Source organism: Rhodococcus sp. PAMC28707 (genome assembly GCF_004795915.1).
Taxonomy (GTDB): Bacteria; Actinomycetota; Actinomycetes; order Mycobacteriales; family Mycobacteriaceae; genus Rhodococcoides.
Genome location: NZ_CP039253.1, coordinates 4,606,151 through 4,626,948, shown reverse-complemented (window position 1 = coordinate 4,626,948; position 20,798 = coordinate 4,606,151). Strand labels below are relative to the sequence as shown.

Sequence of the window (20,798 nt, the reverse complement as noted above, 5' to 3'; positions counted from 1 at the left end):
GTCTACTCGACGGCTCGACCGATCGTCGCTGCGGGCGTCCGCTCTCGGCGAGCACGGTGGCTGGTGTCGCAGAACGGATAGATCTTGCTCCGCTTACACATGCAGAGCGCGACGACACTGCGATCCGATACGACCTGGGATCCGTCGGGCATGGTGATCTCCACCGGACCGTCCACAAGCATCGGCCCGCGATCCACCACGCGAATACGTGTACGTGACATGAGGTTCTTACCCGATCTACTCGACACCACAGTGTGAACAACACACCTGACTGTGTGCTTTGCTTCCGCTGCAAAGCTGACGGTGAGGCAGTCCGGGGTTTACCCCGCAGCCTCCGCTTCGAATCATGTGTCCTCCTGCGCCGAATGACAACACCGATGAGGCGACGGGCACGGGCGGCAGCCGCCAGACGGACTACGGGAAGCCTTGCATTGCTGGCGCGTAGCCGAGATCGAAACTAGCGTTTGCACTATGAGCGAGTCGAACGGCCTGGGCGACAAGAAGTACGCAGCCCACCCTGGGGAACAGCACGACGAGGGTCTTTCGTCACGGCTCAATTGGCTGCGCGCGGGTGTGCTCGGCGCCAACGACGGAATAGTCTCCACGGCAGGACTCGTCGTCGGCGTTGCGGCGCTTTCGGCCGAGCGGGGACCGATACTCACTGCAGGCGTCGCCGGTCTTGTCGCAGGTGCCGTGTCGATGGCACTCGGCGAGTACGTGTCGGTGAGCACCCAGCGGGACAGCGAGAAGTCCCTACTGGCCAAGGAAAGAATAGAGTTGCGTGACGATCCCGACGCGGAACTGGAAGAGCTGACCTCGATATACGAAAGCAAGGGGCTCAGCCGGGCCACTGCCCTCACCGTCGCTCACGAACTCACCGCGCACGACGCTTTCGCAGCGCACGTCGACGCCGAACTCCACCTCGACCCGGATAACCTGACCAGCCCGATTCAGGCGGCACTGTCGTCTGCTCTGTCCTTCACATTGGGCGCAGCGTTGCCCCTCATTGCGATACTCGCGCCACCGGCGTCAGCTCGAATTCCGGTGACCTTCGTGGCGGTTCTGTTGGCACTGGCGTTGACCGGCCAGGTCAGCGCGCGCCTGGGCGGTTCGCGGCCGGGCCCTGCAATGTGGCGCATCGTCATCGGTGGCGCGCTGGCCATGATCGTGACCTACCTGATCGGACAACTGTTGGGTGTTGCCGGAGTGTGACGATCAGGGCTGCGCAAGGAGTGCGGTGAATTCTTCGGCGTAAGCGAGCTGCGTTCGCAATTCGGCGCACGTGCTTTCGGCGCGTCGATGACATTCGTCGACGTATCGCGCGGCAGTTGCTCGTACCTCGCGGTCGGCGGATCCATCTGCTCGCGCGTCGAGAGCGGTAAGAAGTTCGCGCATCTCCCCGAGCGTGAATCCCAGTGGTTTCATGCGCCGTATGACGAGCAGCCGCTGCACATCTGATTCGGTGTACAAGCGGAACCCGCCTCTACTTCGCGCCGACGGTGTCACCAAGCCCGCATCGTCGTAGTGACGAATTGTCTTGATGGACAGTTCGGTTCGCGCTGCGACGTTGCCGATCTGCATATGTGCCGCTTCGTCTTGGCGTTGAGGCATATCCGCATAGCTCCTTCTTTACACGCGTGAACCCGTCAGTGCCCTGCGCCGAGTTTCCCGCTCAGTAGCCCGTGTCGCTGCGCGCTGGCCTCGTTCAACCCGACGATGGTCGCGGTCTTCCCCTTGGCTGCGTATTTGGTGGTGATCGCGTCGAGAGTCGCGACGGTCGACGCATCCCAGATATGTGACGACGACATGTCGATGACGATATTGGCAGGGTCGCCGACGTAATCGAACTGATAGATCAAATCGTTGCTGGAGGCGAAGAACAACTCACCATGCACTGCGTAGACGCGGGTGTCCGGGTCCGGGTGTGCCACATCGACGACCTCCGTCAGATGCGCGACGCGTCGCGCGAACAGGACCATCGCGGTCACGACTCCGACCGCCACCCCGTAGGCGAGATTGTCGGTCGCAACGGTGACCGCGACCGTGGCGACCATGACGAGGGTTTCGCTCGTGGGCATCCGGCGCAATGTCGCCGGGGCGATGCTGTGCCAATCGAAGGTGCCGACCGAAACCATGATCATCACCGCCACCAACGCGGCCATCGGGATCAGTGAGACTACGTCGCCCAGACCGACGACGAGAATCAGCAGGAACACGCCCGCGAGGAACGTCGAGATCCGAGTTCGTGCACCGGAGGTCTTGACGTTGATCATCGTCTGCCCAATCATCGCGCAACCGCCCATACCGCCGAAGAATCCGGTGACGATATTGGCGACACCCTGGCCCCAGGACTCTCTGGTCTTGTTCGAGTGAGTATCGGTGATGTCGTCGACGAACTTCGCAGTCATCAGCGACTCGAGCAGACCGACGATGGCCATCGTGAACGCGTACGGGGCGATGATCTTCAGCGTCTCGAACGTGACGGGAACGTCAGGAAGAAGTAGCGACGGCAAACTCGACGGAAGTTCCCCCTCGTCACCGACATTGGGAACATTCAGCGCGAAAACGATCGTCGCTGCCGTCAGCAACACGATCGCGACCAGCGGCGCAGGGACGATGGTGCTCAACTTGGGCAAGAACACCATTACTACGATCCCGATGGCAACCATGGGATACACCAGCCAGGGGACCCCGATAAGGTGCGGAACCTGGGCGATGAAGATGAGTATGGCCAGCGCATTGACGAATCCCACCATGACGCTGCGTGGGATGAACCGCATCAATTTGGCGACCCCCACCACGCTGAGCAGTATCTGCAGAACCCCGGCGAGAATGACAGTCGCGATCAGATACTCGACGCCGTAGTCCCGCACCAATGGCGCGATGACCAAGGCCACTGCACCGGTGGCCGCCGAAATCATTGCAGGTCTACCACCTACGATCGAGATCGTCACCGCCATGGTGAACGACGCGAACAGCCCGACACGCGGGTCGACGCCGGCAATGACCGAGAACGAGATCGCCTCTGGAATCAGAGCCAACGCCACCACCAGCCCGGCGAGAACCTCGGTCCGCAACCGCCGCGGCGATCGCAGCGCAGACCACACCGTCCATTGTGGTTCGATCGTCTGCTCTGCGGTGGCCGCGGAAGCCATGTAGATGCTCCATTCTCTGTCGAGGAATGTGGTGTGAACCGAAGATGCGGGGTGTTGAACACTTGTCGGTGTCGAGAGCAACCTCCCTGGACGGGCGCCCCTGGAAAGCACTGCTCCCAAACCTACTCTCCCCTTGGGGTAGAGTTTCACTTGGGAACGCTATTCCATGACTCATCTCACGCAAAAGGGCAATCAGAGAATTCCAGGCTTCATAGCCGAATGCCCTTTCGGGGTCGAGTCCACCTTGGAGCTCAACCGCCCATGCGACTACTGAGCTTCGACCGACATTTCGCCCATCTCGCCCCAGCCGGATGCATCCACGGTCTGGCTGACGATCTTGGGCGTCGACGCAAGAGCTTGCGGGAGTTCTTCCATCGCCTTCTTGAAGTGATCACTGTTGACGTGTGCACCACCGGCTTCGTCATCGCGGAAGGCCTCGAGCAATACGTAGACAGATGGATCTTCGAGGCTGCGAGACCATTCGAACCATAAATTGCCCGCCTCGGCGCGGGTATTCGCGGTGAACTCGGCTACGTGCCCGGGCCAACGCTCGGTCCACTCGGGCTTCGTCTCGAACTGTACGACGATGAAGATCACTGTTTTCTCCTTGGATTTCGGAACTGCCGGAAAGCTGACTTCGGCGGCTGGCCCTCGCTCGAGCCCCGGGCGATGTCAGTAGTCGTCACTGGAGTCCGAGACCCCAGTCCCCTGCCTGACCCGTTGAATGTGGATGCGTCGAGCGAGCCTGATCATCGGGCGAATCAAGAGCTCGACACTGCCGATCAAGAACAACCATGTGCCCGCGACTGCAGTCGTCTCGCCGAAAAACAAGACACTGCCGATGATGAACCAGACCGCAACCAGGATGTCGTTGACGATACTGACGACCTCCCAACGCTGACGAATCACCAGTTCCTCGTGCCCGATGGTAAAGGTCAGTTCGCTCATTCGAGGCTCCCGCTGTTCGAGTGTGATGCATAGGTAACTACCCGCAATTCGTGCCTCGAACACACAATCTCATGTCACGGTCAGATAGATCAGGGCCACATTCAAAACAACGATGATGGCTGCGATGAGCCACGCCGCACAGGCCGTGATCCGGTGATTGACATCCTGTCCCATCAATACTCGATCGGAAGTGAACCGCACCAATGGGATCAATGCGAACGGGATGCCGAAAGACAACACGACCTGGGAGACGACGAGTGCGCGGCTGGGATCGATCCCAGCAGCAAGAATGAGGAGTGCAGGCACCAGCGTCACCACTCGCCGCAGCACAATCGGAATCCGTTTGCGCAGTAGGCCGTCCATGATCATCGCGCCCGCATACGCCCCCACCGAAGTCGACGCGAGCCCCGACGCAAGGAGCCCTACCGCGAACAGCAGCGCGACCACTGGACCCAATGTCTCCGCTACCGCCGCGTGGGCACCCTCGATCGAGTCGACACCATCGCGTCCGCCGAGAGTTGTTGCCGCCAAGAGCAGCATCGACATGTTGACGGCTCCGGCCAACAGCATTGCCAATCCGACGTCTACTCGGGTGATCCGCAACAGCCGCCGACGTACCGGTCCTGGTTCGGGATTGCCGTGGCGATCACGTGCGAGTCCGGAGTGGAGGTAGACCGCGTGCGGCATGATCGTTGCGCCCAGCATCGCTGCTGCGAGCAACACGCTTTCTACACCGTCGAATCGTGGGACAAGTCCCGCAGCGGCCTGCGAAAACGACGGGGGTTCGACGAACACGCTGGCGAGGAAGCCGATGGCAATGACCGCAAGCAACCCGAGGATCACGAACTCGAACGGCCGTTGTCCACGCCGATCCTGCACCAACAACAACATCATCGACACCAGCCCGGTGATCAGGCCGCCGGCAAGAAGTGGCAGGTCGAACAATAGATACAGTGCAATCGCACCACCGACGACCTCGGCGAGGTCGGTCGCCATGGCGACGATCTCCGCTTGAGACCAATATGCAAGTCGCACAGATCTACTCGATTTCGAGCGGACGACCTCGGGAAGCGTCATGCCGGTGACGATGCCGAGCTTCGCGGACAGGAATTGCACGAGTCCGGCCATCACATTCGCCGCCACGATCACCCACACCAGTAGATAGCCGAACTGCGCGCCCGCACTGACGTTCGAGGCGACATTCCCCGGATCGACATAGGCGATCGCCGCAACGAAAGCGGGACCGAGCAAGATGCTGGCCGCTCTGAACCGTGACGGCAACCGCACGGGCTGGCGTGGTGCGGGCGACTGACTTATCACACCAGTCCGATCGCCGCTTTTTTCATATTGCTGACAATATAGTTCGGTCACCCGAACTATTCGATCGACCCGATCCTTTGCCTTGTTCGAGGGCGACCTACATACGACTCGGGTCCGGACCGAGCGCCGAACTCGGTATAACATCAAGCGATGACATCGATTGATGACAAACCGGAGGAGCGGCTCGCGACCCCTCGCGGGTTCGTACCAGTCCTAGCCGCAATTTGTACCGTCGTCGCGATCGTCAGCAGCGTCGGCGCCCCGTTGATCCCAACCGTTGCCGACGCATACTCGGTCTCGTTCACAAGTGCCCAGTGGACGCTGACGATAACGATGCTGGTAGGAGCCGTTACCGTTCCGGTCCTCGGCCGCCTCGGAGACGGTCCCCACCGACGACCCGTGATCATCGGAGCGCTGTCCGTAGTCTTCATCGGTTGTGTCCTGGCCGCGATCCCCAGCAACCTCGCACTCCTGCTCATCGGGCGTGGCCTCCAAGGAGTCGGGCTGGGGCTCGCGCCGCTCGCGATGGCGGTAGCGCGCGATCACCTGACACCGGTCGAGGCCAAACGCACCGTTGCGGCATTGTCGGTCACCGCGGTTGCGGGCATCGGTCTCGGCTACCCCTTGACTGGGGTAATTGCGCATTTCTGGGGCTACCACGCCTGCTTCGTTGTCGCATCTGCGGCATCGCTGGCCGTGTTGGTCGGTGGCATCACATCGGTTCCTTCCAGTCGGCACGTACCGCACAAGCCGCTCGATATTGTCGGGGCAGTACTCCTCGGAATCGGCCTCACTCTGTTGCTGATTGCACTCACCTCCGGCAGCTACTGGGGTTGGACTTCCTTCCAGACGATCGGATGTGCGGCGGTAGGCCTCGCAGTCGTCGTCGGCTGGACTTTCCACGAGCTGCGGACTCGGTTCCCACTCGTGGAATTGCGGCTGTTGTCCAAACCCGCAGTCCTGACTGCTGATGTAACCGGACTTTTCGCCGGTATCGGGATGTTTGTTCTGTCATCGGCCGTCATCCGCTTCGTGCAAACTCCGTCCGACACCGGATACGGACTCGGTCGGTCGGCGATGGTGGCTGGTCTCGTACTCGTGCCCTTCTCGTTGACGAGTGTGTTCGCGAACAGACTCCTTCCGCTGGCCGAGCGGTGGATCAGCAAATCGATGATCATGCCGATCGGTGCGATGGCCTTCGCCGGCGCGCTCACGCTGTTCCTGTTCGGTCGAGATGAACTATGGGTCGTATTCGTACTCATGGGGGTAGCCGGCCTCGGGATCGGGTTCACCTTCGCCGCGATGCCGGCATTCATCGTCAGCGCGGTCCCACCGCACGAAACAGGGAGCGCTCTAGGAGTCAATCAAGTTGCACGCACGGTCGGTGGCGCGGTGGGCAGCGCTTTGAGCGCCACCGTGCTCGCGATATATACGGCCCCCGGGCAGACGTTCCCGGACAGCGCCGGCTACACAGCGACCGCCATCGTCGGTATCGGCCTGTGGACGGGCACGGCAATTTTGGCTTTTGCACTGTCCTATCGAGGCAGCCGCGCCGAAAGACTGCCCGCCAGGTTGGTCGACGAGAGCATCGAGTCGGCTGCCACCGGCAGCTTTGCCTACGACATCGCCAGCCGCAGAGGACAGAGTGAGGATTCACGATGACCGAGACACGCCCGGTAGCCCGCGTTCGTGACTCCGACCGCACCAAGCAGGATCTTCTCGAAGCTGCAACAGAGCTGTTCGGCGCACGTGGATATGAGCGAACGACGATCCGAGAAATCGGCGAGAAGGCGGGCGCTGATCCTGCCTTGATCGCCCGCTACTTCGGGAGCAAGGCGGCCTTGTATATCCAAACCCTGCCGACGGAAAACGAAAATCCGCACCTGTCGGACATGCTCGATCCCGCTCGGATCGAGGCAACGATTCGGCGTGTTCACCAGGTGGGTCCGAGCCCTGTGCTGCAGGCGGTCGTTCGCGCGCACGACGATGCGGCGGTTCAAATCGCAGCGACAGCTCGGATCGACGCCAAACTCACTGCGGGAATACAAGATCGGATGGAGGAGGCAGGTCTCGACTCCCCACGACTGAGAGCCCAGATGGCAGTGGCGGTGCTGGCAGGAATCGCGTTGGGACGCGCAGCCGGAACCCTCGACGAGCTAGCGGGTGCAGACGAAAACGAGGTCGTGCAACTGACAGTCCGGTTGTTGGAGTCTCTTTTGGACGCGAACACGCTGTCACCCGACGATTCTTCGCGGTCTGGAGTCTGACCAACGAAACCCCCTCGCCACCATAGCCACTCAGGGCTTCAAAATTACCTTGACCGCGCCGTCCTGCTTCTTCTGGAATATCTCGTACGCGTGCGGGGCCTGCTCGAGAGGCAGGGTATGGGTTGCGAACGAATCGACACCCAATGGATCGTCGTCACCGAGCAGGGGCATGATGTCGTCCACCCACCGCTTCACGTTTGCCTGGCCCATGCGCAGCTGAATTTGCTTGTCGAACATGGTGAGCAGTGGAAGCGGATCGGCAACCCCGCCATAGACACCGATCAGTGAGATGGTGCCCCCACGACGGACGATGTCAATGGCGGAGTACACCGCATCGAGTCTGTCGACTCCGGCCTTTTGCATCATCGGCTTACCGAGAAAGTCCGGCAGCAGACCGGTGAGCTGCTGCGCAGCCTTCGCCACAGGTGAACCATGTGCTTCCATCCCGACAGCGTCGATCACCGAGTCGGTGCCGCGCCCGTCGGTGAGATCTCGAATCACGTCGCCGAGTTCCCCCGCATGCTGGGCGAGATCGACGGTCCGAATTCCGCGGGCTTGCGCACGGGCAAGCCGCTCGGGGACTCGATCGACCGCAATGACGTCGAAGCCGAGGTGGGTTGCGATGCGGGCAGCCATGTCTCCGATGGGGCCGAGACCGAGGACCGTCACCGAACCGCCCGGCGGGATGTCGGCGTACACAACGGACTGCCACGCCGTCGGAAGCACGTCCGACAGGTATACGTACCGCGAATCGGGTGCTACAGATGGAACTTTGATGTGGGTGAACTGTGCCTGAGGAACGCGCAGATACTCGGCCTGTCCTCCTGGGACACTGCCGTACAGCTCGGAAAAACCGAACAGTGCCGCACCCATTCCCTGCTCGCGCACCTGGGTGGTCTCGCATTGTGTGTACAACGAGCGATCACACATGAAACAGCTACCGCACGAGATCTGGAAAGGAATCACTACTCGGTCACCGACAGCCAAGTTGGTAACCTCCTTACCGACTTCACGAACAATGCCCATCGGCTCGTGACCCAAGATGTCCCCTGGGTTCATGAAAGCGCCCAGCACTTCGTACAAGTGCAGGTCAGAGCCGCAGATGTTCGTCGAGGTGACCTCGATAACGGCGTCCGTGGGCTTCTCGATGATGGGGTCGGGAACCGAGTCGACGCGAACATCACGCTTACCGTGCCAGGTAACTGCCTTCATGGGACTACTCCTTCGCTTTTCATGCAAAAGTCGGCCTTCGAGCGGCCAAACCGACTATCAGTTTCCGCCGGCCGGAGCGACGGGGCTCTGACTCATCACTCGATCCCACCAGCTGTCCAGTGGGCTCGGATCGACCCAGATCACGGATTCGGTAGCTTCGTCGTTTGGCATTCGTACTCCAGACCATGGCTGCTCGTATACTCCGAGGCGCCAATCTGCTTCAGTGCCACTGTCTCTGATACCCGAGGACGTCAGTGCGAAACACACGCAGACCTGATTCTGCAGCAATCGCCGGCGTCTCTGTGGTCAGCTGTCCTGGCCCTTGTCCTCGGCGACTTCGGGAGCTACCTCCCGAGTAGCCATTCCGCCATTCTTGCCTTCGTCCGTCGGCCCGGGGCGACCGCCTTTAGGCGCGGTGGACTCGGATTCGATGTTGTCGCTTTTTGTCATGTAGCACCCACTACCCCAAATAGTGGTGAAGCAACCTGATGTCGGATCAGGAATCGGCTGGGCGACGACCTTCGATGACAATCAGTTCTTCGCTTCGACATCCCGCCTCGATCAAGCCGACCGCTTCCATCCACGGTGCACGCTCACGAAGAACTGGCCCGAAGTCGATCGTTCGACGGCGTATCACCTCGGCATCGAGGCCGGTATCCCTCAGCCGATCGAGGGAATCCTCGACCCCACAGAGTTCGGACTGCACCATGATCACTGCTCCCCCCGGCACCAGAAGATCGAACGCATGCTTGCACAGAAGATCCAACACCACTCGGCCGCGGTCTCCTGCGTCCCACGCACGGTGCAGACCCATCCCGACCGGAGCACGAGGCGAGGGTACGTACGGCGGATTGGAGACTATGACACCGAACGGCGCGTCTTGCTGCGCGTCGACAAGCGTCCCCACCCGTGCGTCGATGCTGACGCCGTTCGCATCGGCATTCGACAGTGCGCAGGCAACTGCGCGGCTGGAGATGTCATACGCGACAACTTCCCGGGCGCCCCGACTGGCAGCTTCGATCGCAGCAATTCCGCTCCCGGTACACAAGTCGAGCACCCGGGCACCCGCCACTGCGGTATGCGTAGCAATCTCGGCGCACAGCAAGAACGAATCGTCCTGCGGCGCATAAACTCCGTCGTCGACACTGATGGATGGAAACGAACGCTCTCGTGCAGCGGTCACCGGCACCTCCCTATTGGTACTGGGGAGTGCCCCGCCTTGTCTGCAGGCAAACCCCGTCCAGCAAGACGACTATCTTTCCCGGGAACCCATCGGCGAAACAGCCCTGTTCGGCTGATCATCTCGGGTATGACATCTGGGACACAACCGACGCCGACGCTGTCTGGTCGGTACTGGCCGACGGTTGGAAATACGCGGTGCGGGTCGTGGATGCATCCCACATCCGCGCAGTCGACAGCGCATGGCCGTCGCAAGGTTCATCGATCCATCACTCGGTGGGCCTGTGGCCGGCGGTGCTGGACGACACCACAACCGTCCTCGACTCCTCCCTCTGATGGGAGCTCCAACTCCGGGCACATGCCCTGCCGTTCGGGACCGCTCACATCACTATTCGATTGCACCCGCAGGCGCGCGTTTGTCGAATACAGATGATCGAACGCGCTGCGAGCAACGAGTTCGACATTGTGATGCCCTGTGTCGGCGTCATGTTCGCCCGGCCGGAGGACTTCGCGCACTACTTCGAGAAGAACTATGAACCAACGATCGCGAGGTACCACCGGGTCGCGGACGACCATGCCGCAGTCGCGGCTATGGACGCCTCACCGATCGAGCTGGCCGGCCAATTCTACGAAGGGGCAGCAATGGACTGGGAGTACCTGATCGTGACCGCGAAAGTTCGTTGCTGAGGCAGCAAAGTGCCTCAGCCCCCGTTTGCCGCGCTCTGGCCGGCACGACGGCCGAAGAAGCTGCCGTCGCCGAGTGACGCCCCGCTGGCGTAGCCGCCCGCGCTGACGCCTGCGGTGCAGCGACCTGCAGCGAAGAGGCCGGGGATCGGTTCGCCGGAGACGTGGAGCACCTCGGAGGCCGTAGTCGTCCGCAGTCCGCCCAGGGTGAACCCGCCCGTCATGCCGCGCAGGTCGATCGCAGCAATCGGAGTGCCTATCGGCTTGACCCATTCGGTCTTCTTACCCAGCAAGGGATCCTCACCGTTGACGGCATGACGGTTGTACAGCTCGACTGTCGACTGCAGAGCGCCTGCGGGCAATCCCATGTCGGACTCCAGCTCGTCCACCGTCTCAGCGACCCAGGTGGGTCGGCGCCGAAGCTGCGGGGTCGAAGTCTGCGTAGTCATCGCGACCTCGTACGAGGCCTCGTCGATGACGAGGAACGCCTCGTTGAGGTTTTCGAACAGAACAGCCTGACCTACACGGCCCGGGTAGGTGTCCTCGTTGATGAAACGCTGGCCTCGTCCGTTGACCAATATTCCACGGATGAACATTTGTGGGTCACTGAAAAATGCGACTTCAGCGGCATCCATGTGCGCGAGGTCGGCACCGATCGCCTGCGCCATGCGGATTGCGCGTCCATCGTGCTCTTCGATCGACGCGGCCGGCCGATTGATCAACTTGGGCGCGAACGACTCGACCATCGTCTTGTTGTAGGCGAAGCTGCCGGTAGCCAACACCACGCCGTTACGTGCGCGGACCGAAACGGTCTTGCCGTATTGCTTGGCTTGGACTCCTACAACCCGTCCGTCGGTATCGACGATCAGCCTCTGAACCCGCATGTCGTACTCGGATCTGACTCCGAGGGCGGCAGCCTTGTCGGTCAGCGGCTTCATCAGCATGTATCCGCCGCCCTTTTCGGAGCTGACGTGTTTGTCTTTCATCTGGGGGACGTGCCCTCGCGGCGCCGGCGGAATGATCGAATTGAACGGTGCCGCGTTTTCCCCTCCGGTGTACTGCAAACCGTCGTCGTCTGGGGGCTCCCAGCCCGGTTCACCCCAGAAGCTCTCCTTGAACGGAACTCCGCAGTCATCGGCCAGCCAGTGATAGTGGTCGACGCTTTCCTCGCAATAGACGTCGATCTTGGCCTCATCGACGCCGGGCCCCAAAGCAGCCTTCATGAAGGCCTTCATGTTGTCCACGGTGTCGTCGAATCCGCAGGCTTTCTGCAGAGGTGTTCCGCCACCCATGTAGATGAAGCCACCGGCCATCGCGGCCGCGCCACCCCATCCACCGGTGCGTTCGAGCACCAGGACATCGGCGCCTGCCTGGGCCGCACCGACCGCGGCCGCGGCTCCGGCCACACCGAAGCCGGCGACAACGACGTCGGCTTCGTAATCCCACTCGCTCACCTGCGCTTCGGGGATGGGTCGGATCGGGCTGTCGGTGTTCGATTCGGTGCTCGTCACGAGATTCAGTACAGTCCAAAAACTTCTCGAAGTGTGAAATTTCCCGGTGACTGAGACTGTGTGCCTGGTCGCGCGACATCCACACGGCCGTTCAGGCCAGGCGCGAGACCTGTAGCGCCGGTAGCCCGATTTTCTGAATCGACGTCACGCGTGACGATCGTCTCGACTCGGAATAGCTCGCCATCTCCGAAGGTTAGCGACTGTAAGTAATTCGAACGAAGAACGCAATGCTGCCGACGAAAAGAGCCGAACCAGTGAAGTTGTTTTCCCCCTTGACCTTAGGTGAACTGAAGCTTGCAAACAGGCTGGTCATGGCGCCGCTGACACGTGTGCGGTCAGGACGAGACGGAATTCCCGGCCCACTGGTGGTCGAGCATTACAAGCAGCGTTCCTCGCTCGGTCTCATCGTGACCGAAGGGACGTATCCGTCTCATGCAGGTCAGGGCTTCCCGGGTCAGCCCGGGCTCGTCACCCCTGAGCAGATCGATGGTTGGCGCAACGTCGCGGACGCAGTGCATTCCGAAGGAGGGCTGATCGTGTCCCAGGTCATGCACGCCGGCCGGGTGACACACGAGGGAACAACGGGCGGCCACGAGGTAGTCGGGCCGAGTGCGGTTGCCATCGAAGGCGAAACCCGCACCTACGACGGCAAACAGTCCTACCCGGTTCCGCGCGCACTGCGAACCGATGAATTGCCCTCGGTGATCGAGGAGTTCGTGCAGGCGTCGAAGAACGCGATCGCAGCTGGTATGGACGGCGTCGAAATTCACGGTGCCAACGGCTATTTGCTCCACGAGTTCCTCTCACCGTCGTCGAATCGACGTGAAGATTCCTACGGCGGATCACCGGAGAACAGGGCCCGCTTCGTCGCTGAAGTAGTCGAGGCCGTTGCCGAGGCAATCGGCGCAGGCCGAGTCGGAATTCGTATCTCTCCCGAACACAACATCCAAGATGCCTACGAGAAGGACGCCGACGACGTGCGGGCGACCTACCTGGCGCTCATCGATCGGATTGCACCCCTAGGTCTCTCGTATCTCAGTGTCCTGCACAAGAATCCGGCCGGGGAACTCGTCCAGACGTTGCGGCAGGCCTTCGGTGGTCCGACGCTCGTCAACAGCGGATTCGGCGAGATCACCAGCCGCGAGGAAGCGCTGTCTCTTCTGTCAGACAACATCGGCGATGCAGTGGTCGTCGGTCGGCCTGCCATCGCCAATCCTGATCTCGCATACCGTTGGCGCGAAGATCTGCCCTTGAATACACCTGATCAGAACACCTTCTATTCCGGTGGCGCAGAAGGTTACACGGACTACCCCGCATTGCAGCACTGACGACACGTTGCACATGGCCCGCACCCGAAAAGTGGGCGCGGGCCTTTGCATTTCACGGACACGGGGTCAACGAGGGTTGAACACTGGCATCACCAGCGAGATTGACCGCCGTCCAACGGGATGACCGCGCCGCTCAGATAGCGTGAGGAATCCGAGGCTAAAAACGCAACGGCTTGGCCGATGTCGCGTTCAGGATCGCCGATACGCCCCATTGGGATCGTCCGAACGAACTCCTCGGCTTCCTCCGGATTGTTTTCGATCCACCACTCGAGTGCAGGCGTAAGTGCATGCGGGGCAACGCAATGTGCGCGAATCCCTTCATGTCCCCATTCACTGGAGGCGGTCCGAGTCAGCACCCGCATGGCTTCCTTGGTGGCGGCGTAGACCCCGAATCCTGATGTGTCCCAACGAACTGCAGACGAGGTGATCATCGTGATGATGACTCCCCCACCCCGCTCGACCATCGATGGGTGGACGGCTCGCATCAGCCGCAGTACCGCACGTGGTCCTGTTCTCAGGGCGTAGTCGAAAAAGTCGTCGCCGGATTCGTCGAGGGGTACCGGGAAGGCGGAGTTCGCGTTGTTGACCAGAATGTCGACGCCCCCGAAGGTCTCCATTGCTGCGCTCACAGCAGCCTCGCAGGCGCCGTCCGAGGCGATGTCCACCTCGTAGACGGCTACGTCTGCAGCCGAGGTCACCTGCGCAACTTCCTCGGCTACAGCCTCGAGTTTCGAGCGGGTACGGCCGACGAGGAAGCACTTGGCCCCCGCGCGTGCGAACTCCAGAGCGACCCCCCGTCCGATTCCTTGGCCGCCCCCGGTGATCAAAGCGATCTTGCCAGTGAGGTTTTCGGTCACAACTGTGTCCTTCCGTCTTGCCATGGATTTGCCGTCATCCGAAATCCGGGCAGGCTGGTGAGTTCGTGTGCGAATTCGTAGGTTCGGGTGTAACCGGTGTGTGCTATGCGCCAACGGCCGTCCTCGCCCCGCTGATAACGGTCGTCGTAGAACGCTGCACCTCTGAGGATGGCACCATATTGGGGATGCATGACCATGTCGGACAGGTACCACACCCCACTGGCGCTGTCGCCCTCGACGACGATCTCCGGGTGGTCCACGCGATGCTCGGTAATGAGTCCCGGCACCATCGCACTACGCATGAATGCCAGGACATCATCGCGTGAGGTGAACCGCAGGTGCTCACCGTATTCGGCAACGACATCCTCGGTCAGGGTCTCTGCGAATTCGTCCCATCTGCGGCAGTCGAGGGTCCGAAGGTACCGATATTTCAGTTGTTCGATTTCCGCGACGTCGTCACGCGTCACTAGATGCTCCTGTCGAGTGCTGGAGATCCAATGAGAACACGTTCTAGTAAGAACTGGGGCTAATTCGGCACACCCAGCCCGGAAGTTGCGTCATGTGACGAGCGCCCACGACGCACTCGCGTCGGTCACGAAGTCGACATGACCGCGACCAGAGCAGATGGCTCGGGGCCGCCAAGCACACTGACCTGCGATTCAACTGCCGATACGGTGCAATCGAGGGCACTCGAATTCTGTGTTCTGCTCGGGGCGTCAGTGTGCAACATGCTGCGCTGACGCGTGATGAAGACACTACGCTCGCCCTCGTGCCGAACCACGGAGGCAGCGTGAGCGGCGGCACCGGGACTGCGCCGCAACAACATCGAAGCCACCCGGTTCTGCGCGAACCTACGGGTCCCGAACGATCCCCCTCATGGGCCGACAAGGTGGAGACAGGGTCCGACTTACGGATTGCCGCCGGTATTGCCGGCACCTCCCAACCGGGCTGATGAGTGCTCATCGGTGACGGAAGCGGTCCTTCAGCTCCGGATCGTTCTGCCACCACAATGCTTTGGTCTGCGGTGGAACAAGTGGTTCATGTGGATCGGCGCTAGATTCCGCGGCGGCGGCATCCGCGGCCAGGGCTTCCGCAGCGTCGAGTTGGGCGTCGATTTCGGCGGCGCTTGCGCGGTCGTCGAGGTTGAAAGCCCGCATCAAAGCCAACAGGAACGGTATGCCGATGACATCGCCGAGTATCCACAAAATCCCCGCACCGATAATTTGATCGGTTTCCCAGTCCGGTCCCCACGTACGTTCATGCATCCCGTAGTAAGCCGGAGCGATCTGGGGTCCGAGCCAAATCACGATCCGAGGACTCCGTCACCGATTACCTCCACCGCGGTGATGACCAACGAGATCAGTTGGGAGAACTTGCGAGGTACTGGATCTGCTTGCAACCGCGAGTAGAAATAACCGAACCCGATGAAGACCAGCAATAGTCGGGTGAACTGATCGACGACGTTGTTTTGCAAGACTGCGACGTACCAGTTTGTGAGATATAGGAGCCACGGCGTGGCGAGCATGATGATCGATGTGGTCGCTGGGTAGGTAAGAATCCGGGCGAGGCGGCTGTGGATCGCGGCATCGAATTTCTCACGTCGACGCGAGTCGAGCGCGTTGCGCAGCACCGTGAGCGGCTTTCCCAGCGCGAAACCGAACGGAACGACGAACAGGAGCAGCACGACCTGCAATGCACGAACCCAGAACAGGGTGTCCGCGTATACGCCGATGAAGCTGACCGCAGCGAAAAGCCATGAGAAGCTGCCCACCAGGAGAAAGGTGAAACGACGAGTGTTTGTGACTACTTGATCCCCATCCGAGCGAATGGAGCTCGCCCGCCAGTAGCCGACACTGATGACGGCAACCACTGTGATTGTGGGTATATCCCATCGCCATGATTGGAGCGCCGAGGCGACGGTCAAGGGCGTGTCTACGAATGTCATCTGGTCACCATTCGCCTACAGGTCCGTTACACGATGATGTGCGCGCCGAACTGCATAAATGGGCTGTCAGTCGACGCACGGTATCGAGTCCCCCGAGTCGGTATGCATGGGCGCTCCCTGGGCCCCCGTCGTAGGAATCACGGCGCTGGTGGCGGGTGTCGGTGCAGGCGATGCAAGCGGGGGCACGAGCGAAGTGAGAATCCGGTCGACATCGGCGGAACCCAACACGATCGACACGTGGTCGCGAGAAAGCGTGTCGTCTGCCGAATCTGTGGTTCCCCACTGATCGACCAGGCTATCGGCGGTGTCGACGGCATCGGCGCCGTAGGCGATGGTCGTGGAGGTTGTCGACTCGGAATTCCCGACACTGTCGACCGTGTATCCCTCAGCGGTGAGCTTGGCGGCAACAGTGGCGGCCAGACCCTCGCGGCCGGTGCCGTTGCGGATATCGAGCACATCCGCCCGTTCAGGAGGAAAGGCAAATGTCGACTCCGCGATCGGACTACTCATCGGCGCCGGCGAAGCACCGTCGAACAGTGCGGACACTTCGGCCCGCAACCTTGCGGGGTCGATGATGTTGACCGACTGGTCGTCGATCGTTTCGTAGCTTTCGATTGGAAGCGTGTAGAAGTCGAGTTTGCCGTCGGTCAGGTTGCCCGCTTGTGACGCGAACTTGACCGGATCCATGTTCGCGTCGATAACGATGTCCTTGTCGACCACATCGGTCAATGCCTGCATCTTCGAGATGTTGCCGACAACCCCGGAGGACTCGAGATTGTTCACCACAGCAGAGATGAACGCCTGTTGCCGTCGAGTGCGATCGAGATCCCCGTTGTCGAGCCCATGACGCTGGCGGACAAAGGCCAAGACTTGCGCCGCGTCCAAGGATTGTTTACCTGCCGGGAAATTTGCTCCTGAATATTCGGAGTCGTCCACGGAGGAATTCAGACATACTTTCAGCGGGCCCAGGGCGGCCGCGATGTCATAGAAGCCCATGAGGTTCACCTCAGCGAAGTGGTCGATCGGAACGTGCAGGAGGTTTTGAACCGTGGACAGAGTGGAGCGTCGACCGACCTCTCGTCCTTGTTGTTCTCGCGCAGTAGGATCGGTCATCCCGCTGGCCGTCAGCCGTTGATCTTCGTCGAACTTCGCGAGACCATAGGCTTCCTTGATCTTGCGCATTCCGTATCCGGGCACCGAGACATAATCGTCTCGCGGTATCGACACAGCGCTGGCGCGGTCTCCATTCCCTGGAACATGCAACAAGATCAGTGTGTTGGTGTTGTAGCCGCCGACGTCACTGTCTCCAGCATGTAGCTGGTCGGTGACGAATTGGGCCGGCAAATCGCTGCCGTCCATTGCTTTCCGACTGTCGAGTCCGATAAGAAGTATGTTGCTGTCGCCCCTGCTCGATCCCGAGGCATCCGCGCCGAGCGCGCTGAGGGCATCGGAGGTGTTCAGGTGAGAGGTCACGCTGGTGCTGATCATCCACCCCGCGCCGACGCCAGCGAAAATCAACAGTGACAGTGAAGCTGCTGCGAAGCGCCCGACTCTGGGCGAACGAGGGACGACATGAGCGTGTCTGCCGTGAGGCCTTCCCTTTGACAGACTTCGACGAGAGCTCACCGATCGAATTTACCGCGCAAACCTGAGCGCAACCTGGGGTGACAACTCCAACCAGGCCGGTGCTGAGCATCGAGCACAGGCCACGATGGCGGGCGAAAATCTGTAGAAGAAGACGAGGACAGAATGTTATGAAGCGAAACCGAACGATCCCGCCGATCGATCAGACAGCCCCGCGACCGTAGGTTTCTCCAGCAACTCTGGATACGCGCTGCGCTCGGTTCGCAGTGTGAACCTCGTCGTCACTCACAGTTCACGCCGCACTTTGGCGGGCGCTCCGGCAACGAGTGAGCGAGGTGGAATGTGCATACCTTTGAAGTCGGAAGGCCATCACCGCGTTCGTCGAGAAGAGGCCAGGACTTTTTCGCGGAGCCTGACGCGTCTGCTTGAATCTTTTCGCGCTACTGCGAGTTCGATCTGGCCGGGCTGAACCGCTGCCACAATGCCGTGACGAGCAATGCTCCAAGCAGTGATCCGATGATTCCGCTCGGCCGCAGCGATATTCCGTCGCCGGCAATCAAACTCACCACCAAGCCGCCTACGAAGGAGCCCACGATGCCGGCGGTGAACGCCAGCGTCCAGTCCATGCCGGTCTTGGACTTTCCCAAGATCAACTGCGCGCCGGCGCCTATCAGAAGACCGAAGAGAATTATTCCTATGATCAGCACTGATGCGACCTAGCCTTTCAGAGTGCACGTTCGTTATGCATGGGAGCACTGATTGTCAGGCCAGAGTATGCGAACCGACCCGAGATGTTCAGGTAATACGGTGGATGGTCGGCAAGTGTGTCCTCGCTACGACATCGGCACTCATAGCCGTTGTGCCCGCAAACGTTCGACCAGCCCGAGAGTGAACCGGTCGATTTCCTCGATGGTGAAGTTTCGGTTGCGGCTGACGGAGTCGGAGGGTCGTCGCAGGAAGTGCTCGCCCCCCATCGGGATGCTGATCAACTCGATGACTCGTTGAAGCCATCGAACGACCCGAATGGACGAAGACACATGGTCGGCCAGCAGCAATGTCCCTCCGGGCCGAAGGACACGCGTCATCTCGGCCAGTGCCGCATCGGGATCAGGTATTGCGCAGAGGGAGAACGTGCAGACGACCGTATCGAAGGATGCGTCGTCGAAGGTCAGGGCCTGCGCGTCACCAAGCATAAGTTGCGCTCTGGGCATGGCTTCCTTGGACTTGTTGCCTGCGCGAGCAAGCATCTCCGGGCTGAGTTCGATGCCGGTCAATTCGATGTCAGGTGGGTAGTGGTTCAGATTGAGGCCAGTACCGACGGCAATCTCCAGCACCCGACCTTCGGCGCGGGCGCAGATCCACGATCTGGTGTCTCGAAAAAGAACACGATCGAGGAATGTCATATGTTTGTCGTAGTTGGCCGATTGCTTGTTCCAATATCGTTGCCACCGCTCGAGTCGGTGTACCGAGTCCCCTGACATCACTCATACCTTTTTCGTCGTGTCGAATGTTTGTTCCTGGCAGAGCTGTTTGTCTTACAACATCCCAGCATGCCATCTCACACCTAGTAGGTCGTCACGACGCGATTCCCAAGGACCAGGCAAAGACCGTATAACTGGCGACGGTGATCAGAGCGATCGCGATGAGGTTGAGCCACAGGCCACCTCGCATCATCTGACCGATCGTGATGTAACCACTCGCGTACGAGACGGCGTTCGGTGGTGTCGCCACCGGCAGCATGAACGCGCAGGTTGCTGCGAGCGCGACCGGAATCGTCAGAAGCAGCAGATCGAGGTCCATGCCCATCGCCACGCCACCTGCGAACGGAAGGAATGTCGCAGCTGTCGCGGTGTTGCTGGTGAGCTCGGTCAGGAAGATGGTTGCGGTCGTTGTCACCACGATTAACAGGATCACAGGGATCGTGTCGAGACCCGCTGCCACACTACCGATCCAATCGGTCAGGCCGCTGGACTGAAACTGGGCCGATAGGGCGAGTCCACCGCCGAACAGAAGCAATACCCCCCAGGGCAGCTTGATTGCTGTCTCCCAGTCGATCAGACGCACTCCTGCTTTACCTCCGCTGGGGAGTAAGAACAACAGAATAGCCGCGGTCATCGCGATGCCGGTGTCGGAGGTCGGTGGGTCATCGAAAATCAGCGGAACCGCGACCCAGGATGTGGCTACCAGAAAGAAGATGACCGCCACCCGGATTTCACCCTGTGACATCTTCCCCACAGCATCGAGTTCTCCCCTGATGAGTTGCTTACCGCCGGGGATGTCGTCGATCTCGGGCTTGAACAAGACGTGAGTGAGCAAAAACCACGCGACAACGAGCAGAACGACGGTGAGTGGCACTGCGGCAACCATCCATTCGAAGAATCCGATGGTGATTCCCTCGCCCTCCAAATAACCCACTTGCAAGGTATTGGGGGGTGCTCCGATGATCGTCCCCAAAGAGCCGATCGAAGCAGCGTAGGCAATGCCCAACATCAGAGCGGTCCCGAATTTGCTTTTGATCACCGCCTCCGAGACCGTCGTGTCGGTCGGCACGTCATCGGCCGACGTCGAACGTGCCTGTGCGGAGGTGTCTGTGCCAGATTCTTCCGTGGTGTGCTCCACCTCGGCCTCCTTTGCGATGTCGAGCACCAGAACCAGAACCGAGACGCCCGATGGGGATCATCATGACCGCGGGGACGGTATTCGAGACCCATATCGACAGAAAACCCGTCGCGATCAAGAATCCGGCGATCACCATCGTCGGCTTGGTGCCGGCATAATCGCGTAGACGAATACAGCCATCAGTACACC

The 20,798-nt window shown here is 60.6% G+C and carries 22 protein-coding genes and 1 pseudogene; 6 read left to right on the top strand and 17 right to left on the bottom strand.

All coding sequences use genetic code 11. From position 1 onward, the window contains the following. Nucleotides 1-2: 2 nt before the first annotated feature. Entirely contained in the window at nt 3-221 is a 219-nt protein-coding gene (locus E5720_RS21135) for a CDGSH iron-sulfur domain-containing protein (RefSeq protein ID WP_136172255.1), read from the bottom strand. 250 nt (nt 222-471) lie between these two features. On the opposite strand from E5720_RS21135, the gene E5720_RS21130 reads away from it, so the two are divergent. Continuing rightward, nucleotides 472-1,212: a VIT family protein gene (locus tag E5720_RS21130; protein ID WP_136172254.1), complete on the top strand. Its 741-nt coding sequence runs from the start codon at nt 472-474 to the stop codon at nt 1,210-1,212. A 3-nt stretch (nt 1,213-1,215) separates the two neighbouring features. Here E5720_RS21130 and E5720_RS21125 read toward each other — a convergent pair whose 3' ends face one another. From E5720_RS21125 to E5720_RS21105, 5 genes are all read right to left on the bottom strand, one after another. Next, nucleotides 1,216-1,611: a MerR family transcriptional regulator gene (locus tag E5720_RS21125; RefSeq protein WP_247596079.1), complete on the bottom strand. Its 396-nt coding sequence runs from the start codon at nt 1,609-1,611 to the stop codon at nt 1,216-1,218. A 35-nt stretch (nt 1,612-1,646) separates the two neighbouring features. Then, nucleotides 1,647-3,155, bottom strand: a complete 1,509-nt coding sequence (locus E5720_RS21120) for a SulP family inorganic anion transporter (RefSeq protein ID WP_136172253.1) — start codon at nt 3,153-3,155, stop codon at nt 1,647-1,649. A gap of 267 nt (nt 3,156-3,422) precedes the next feature. Continuing rightward, on the bottom strand, nt 3,423-3,752 hold the full coding sequence (locus E5720_RS21115) for a putative quinol monooxygenase (protein ID WP_136172252.1): 330 nt from the start codon (nt 3,750-3,752) through the stop codon (nt 3,423-3,425). 75 nt (nt 3,753-3,827) lie between these two features. Continuing rightward, entirely contained in the window at nt 3,828-4,103 is a 276-nt protein-coding gene (locus E5720_RS21110) for a YrhK family protein (RefSeq protein ID WP_136172251.1), read from the bottom strand. A 69-nt stretch (nt 4,104-4,172) separates the two neighbouring features. Continuing rightward, the gene (locus E5720_RS21105; protein WP_136172250.1) at nt 4,173-5,390 is read right to left on the bottom strand and encodes an Nramp family divalent metal transporter; all 1,218 of its coding nucleotides are present in this window, start codon (nt 5,388-5,390) and stop codon (nt 4,173-4,175) included. A gap of 183 nt (nt 5,391-5,573) precedes the next feature. Here E5720_RS21105 and E5720_RS21100 point away from each other — a divergent pair, with 183 nt between their 5' ends. After that, nucleotides 5,574-7,085 (top strand): MFS transporter, encoded by a 1,512-nt coding sequence (locus E5720_RS21100; RefSeq protein WP_136172249.1) that lies wholly within the window; start codon nt 5,574-5,576, stop codon nt 7,083-7,085. Continuing rightward, entirely contained in the window at nt 7,082-7,690 is a 609-nt protein-coding gene (locus E5720_RS21095) for a TetR/AcrR family transcriptional regulator (RefSeq protein WP_136172248.1), read from the top strand. Before E5720_RS21100 ends, E5720_RS21095 begins: the two co-directional genes overlap by 4 nt. A gap of 30 nt (nt 7,691-7,720) precedes the next feature. On the opposite strand, the gene E5720_RS21090 is transcribed toward E5720_RS21095, so the two are convergent. The 3 genes from E5720_RS21090 to E5720_RS21085 form a co-directional block, all read right to left on the bottom strand. Continuing rightward, entirely contained in the window at nt 7,721-8,902 is a 1,182-nt protein-coding gene (locus E5720_RS21090; protein ID WP_136172247.1) for a zinc-dependent alcohol dehydrogenase, read from the bottom strand. Between the two features lie 306 nt (nt 8,903-9,208). Then, nucleotides 9,209-9,352 carry a hypothetical protein gene (locus tag E5720_RS21790; RefSeq protein WP_168708398.1) on the bottom strand — a complete coding sequence of 48 codons (144 nt, stop codon included), beginning with the start codon at nt 9,350-9,352 and terminating at the stop codon, nt 9,209-9,211. Between the two features lie 46 nt (nt 9,353-9,398). Continuing rightward, nucleotides 9,399-10,085, bottom strand: a complete 687-nt coding sequence (locus E5720_RS21085; protein ID WP_136172246.1) for a HemK2/MTQ2 family protein methyltransferase — start codon at nt 10,083-10,085, stop codon at nt 9,399-9,401. Between the two features lie 203 nt (nt 10,086-10,288). Between E5720_RS21085 and E5720_RS22325 the strand changes: the two genes are divergently transcribed. Both E5720_RS22325 and E5720_RS21080 read left to right on the top strand, forming a co-directional pair. Further along, the gene (locus E5720_RS22325) at nt 10,289-10,417 is read left to right on the top strand and encodes a hypothetical protein (RefSeq protein WP_281727906.1); all 129 of its coding nucleotides are present in this window, start codon (nt 10,289-10,291) and stop codon (nt 10,415-10,417) included. Between the two features lie 93 nt (nt 10,418-10,510). After that, nucleotides 10,511-10,768, top strand: coding sequence for a hypothetical protein (locus tag E5720_RS21080; RefSeq protein ID WP_136172245.1), 258 nt, complete (start codon nt 10,511-10,513; stop codon nt 10,766-10,768). 14 nt (nt 10,769-10,782) lie between these two features. Here E5720_RS21080 and E5720_RS21075 read toward each other — a convergent pair whose 3' ends face one another. Beyond that, nucleotides 10,783-12,243, bottom strand: a complete 1,461-nt coding sequence (locus tag E5720_RS21075; RefSeq protein ID WP_247596369.1) for an FAD-dependent oxidoreductase — start codon at nt 12,241-12,243, stop codon at nt 10,783-10,785. A 287-nt stretch (nt 12,244-12,530) separates the two neighbouring features. Here E5720_RS21075 and E5720_RS21070 point away from each other — a divergent pair, with 287 nt between their 5' ends. Continuing rightward, on the top strand, nt 12,531-13,604 hold the full coding sequence (locus E5720_RS21070; RefSeq protein ID WP_136172243.1) for an alkene reductase: 1,074 nt from the start codon (nt 12,531-12,533) through the stop codon (nt 13,602-13,604). A gap of 89 nt (nt 13,605-13,693) precedes the next feature. On the opposite strand, the gene E5720_RS21065 is transcribed toward E5720_RS21070, so the two are convergent. The 7 genes and pseudogenes from E5720_RS21065 to E5720_RS21030 form a co-directional block, all read right to left on the bottom strand. Then, a complete protein-coding gene (locus E5720_RS21065) occupies nt 13,694-14,461 on the bottom strand; it encodes an SDR family oxidoreductase (protein ID WP_247596078.1) in 768 nt (255 codons plus the stop codon). Then, entirely contained in the window at nt 14,458-14,928 is a 471-nt protein-coding gene (locus E5720_RS21060; RefSeq protein ID WP_136172241.1) for a nuclear transport factor 2 family protein, read from the bottom strand. The genes E5720_RS21065 and E5720_RS21060 overlap by 4 nt, the downstream gene beginning before the upstream one ends. 492 nt (nt 14,929-15,420) lie before the next feature. Continuing rightward, nucleotides 15,421-16,406, bottom strand: a pseudogene (locus E5720_RS21055) (cytochrome c oxidase assembly protein). Between the two features lie 66 nt (nt 16,407-16,472). Then, on the bottom strand, nt 16,473-17,879 hold the full coding sequence (locus E5720_RS21050; RefSeq protein WP_247596077.1) for an LCP family protein: 1,407 nt from the start codon (nt 17,877-17,879) through the stop codon (nt 16,473-16,475). Nucleotides 17,880-18,430: 551 nt separating this feature from the next. After that, on the bottom strand, nt 18,431-18,697 hold the full coding sequence (locus E5720_RS21040) for a GlsB/YeaQ/YmgE family stress response membrane protein (RefSeq protein ID WP_136172239.1): 267 nt from the start codon (nt 18,695-18,697) through the stop codon (nt 18,431-18,433). A gap of 141 nt (nt 18,698-18,838) precedes the next feature. Then, the gene (locus tag E5720_RS21035; protein WP_136172238.1) at nt 18,839-19,471 is read right to left on the bottom strand and encodes a class I SAM-dependent methyltransferase; all 633 of its coding nucleotides are present in this window, start codon (nt 19,469-19,471) and stop codon (nt 18,839-18,841) included. Nucleotides 19,472-19,565: 94 nt separating this feature from the next. Further along, nucleotides 19,566-20,609, bottom strand: coding sequence for a DASS family sodium-coupled anion symporter (locus E5720_RS21030; protein WP_348769840.1), 1,044 nt, complete (start codon nt 20,607-20,609; stop codon nt 19,566-19,568). Between the last annotated feature and the right edge of the window lie 189 nt (nt 20,610-20,798).

Coding starts and splice junctions, on each gene's coding strand:
- E5720_RS21135 (WP_136172255.1), bottom strand. CDS start 221: ATGTCACGTACACGTATTCGCGTGGTGGATCGCGGGCCGATGCTTGTG.
- E5720_RS21130 (WP_136172254.1), top strand. CDS start 472: ATGAGCGAGTCGAACGGCCTGGGCGACAAGAAGTACGCAGCCCACCCT.
- E5720_RS21125 (WP_247596079.1), bottom strand. CDS start 1,611: ATGCCTCAACGCCAAGACGAAGCGGCACATATGCAGATCGGCAACGTC.
- E5720_RS21120 (WP_136172253.1), bottom strand. CDS start 3,155: ATGGCTTCCGCGGCCACCGCAGAGCAGACGATCGAACCACAATGGACG.
- E5720_RS21110 (WP_136172251.1), bottom strand. CDS start 4,103: ATGAGCGAACTGACCTTTACCATCGGGCACGAGGAACTGGTGATTCGT.
- E5720_RS21100 (WP_136172249.1), top strand. CDS start 5,574: ATGACATCGATTGATGACAAACCGGAGGAGCGGCTCGCGACCCCTCGC.
- E5720_RS21095 (WP_136172248.1), top strand. CDS start 7,082: ATGACCGAGACACGCCCGGTAGCCCGCGTTCGTGACTCCGACCGCACC.
- E5720_RS21090 (WP_136172247.1), bottom strand. CDS start 8,902: ATGAAGGCAGTTACCTGGCACGGTAAGCGTGATGTTCGCGTCGACTCG.
- E5720_RS21790 (WP_168708398.1), bottom strand. CDS start 9,352: ATGACAAAAAGCGACAACATCGAATCCGAGTCCACCGCGCCTAAAGGC.
- E5720_RS21080 (WP_136172245.1), top strand. CDS start 10,511: ATGATCGAACGCGCTGCGAGCAACGAGTTCGACATTGTGATGCCCTGT.
- E5720_RS21035 (WP_136172238.1), bottom strand. CDS start 19,471: ATGTCAGGGGACTCGGTACACCGACTCGAGCGGTGGCAACGATATTGG.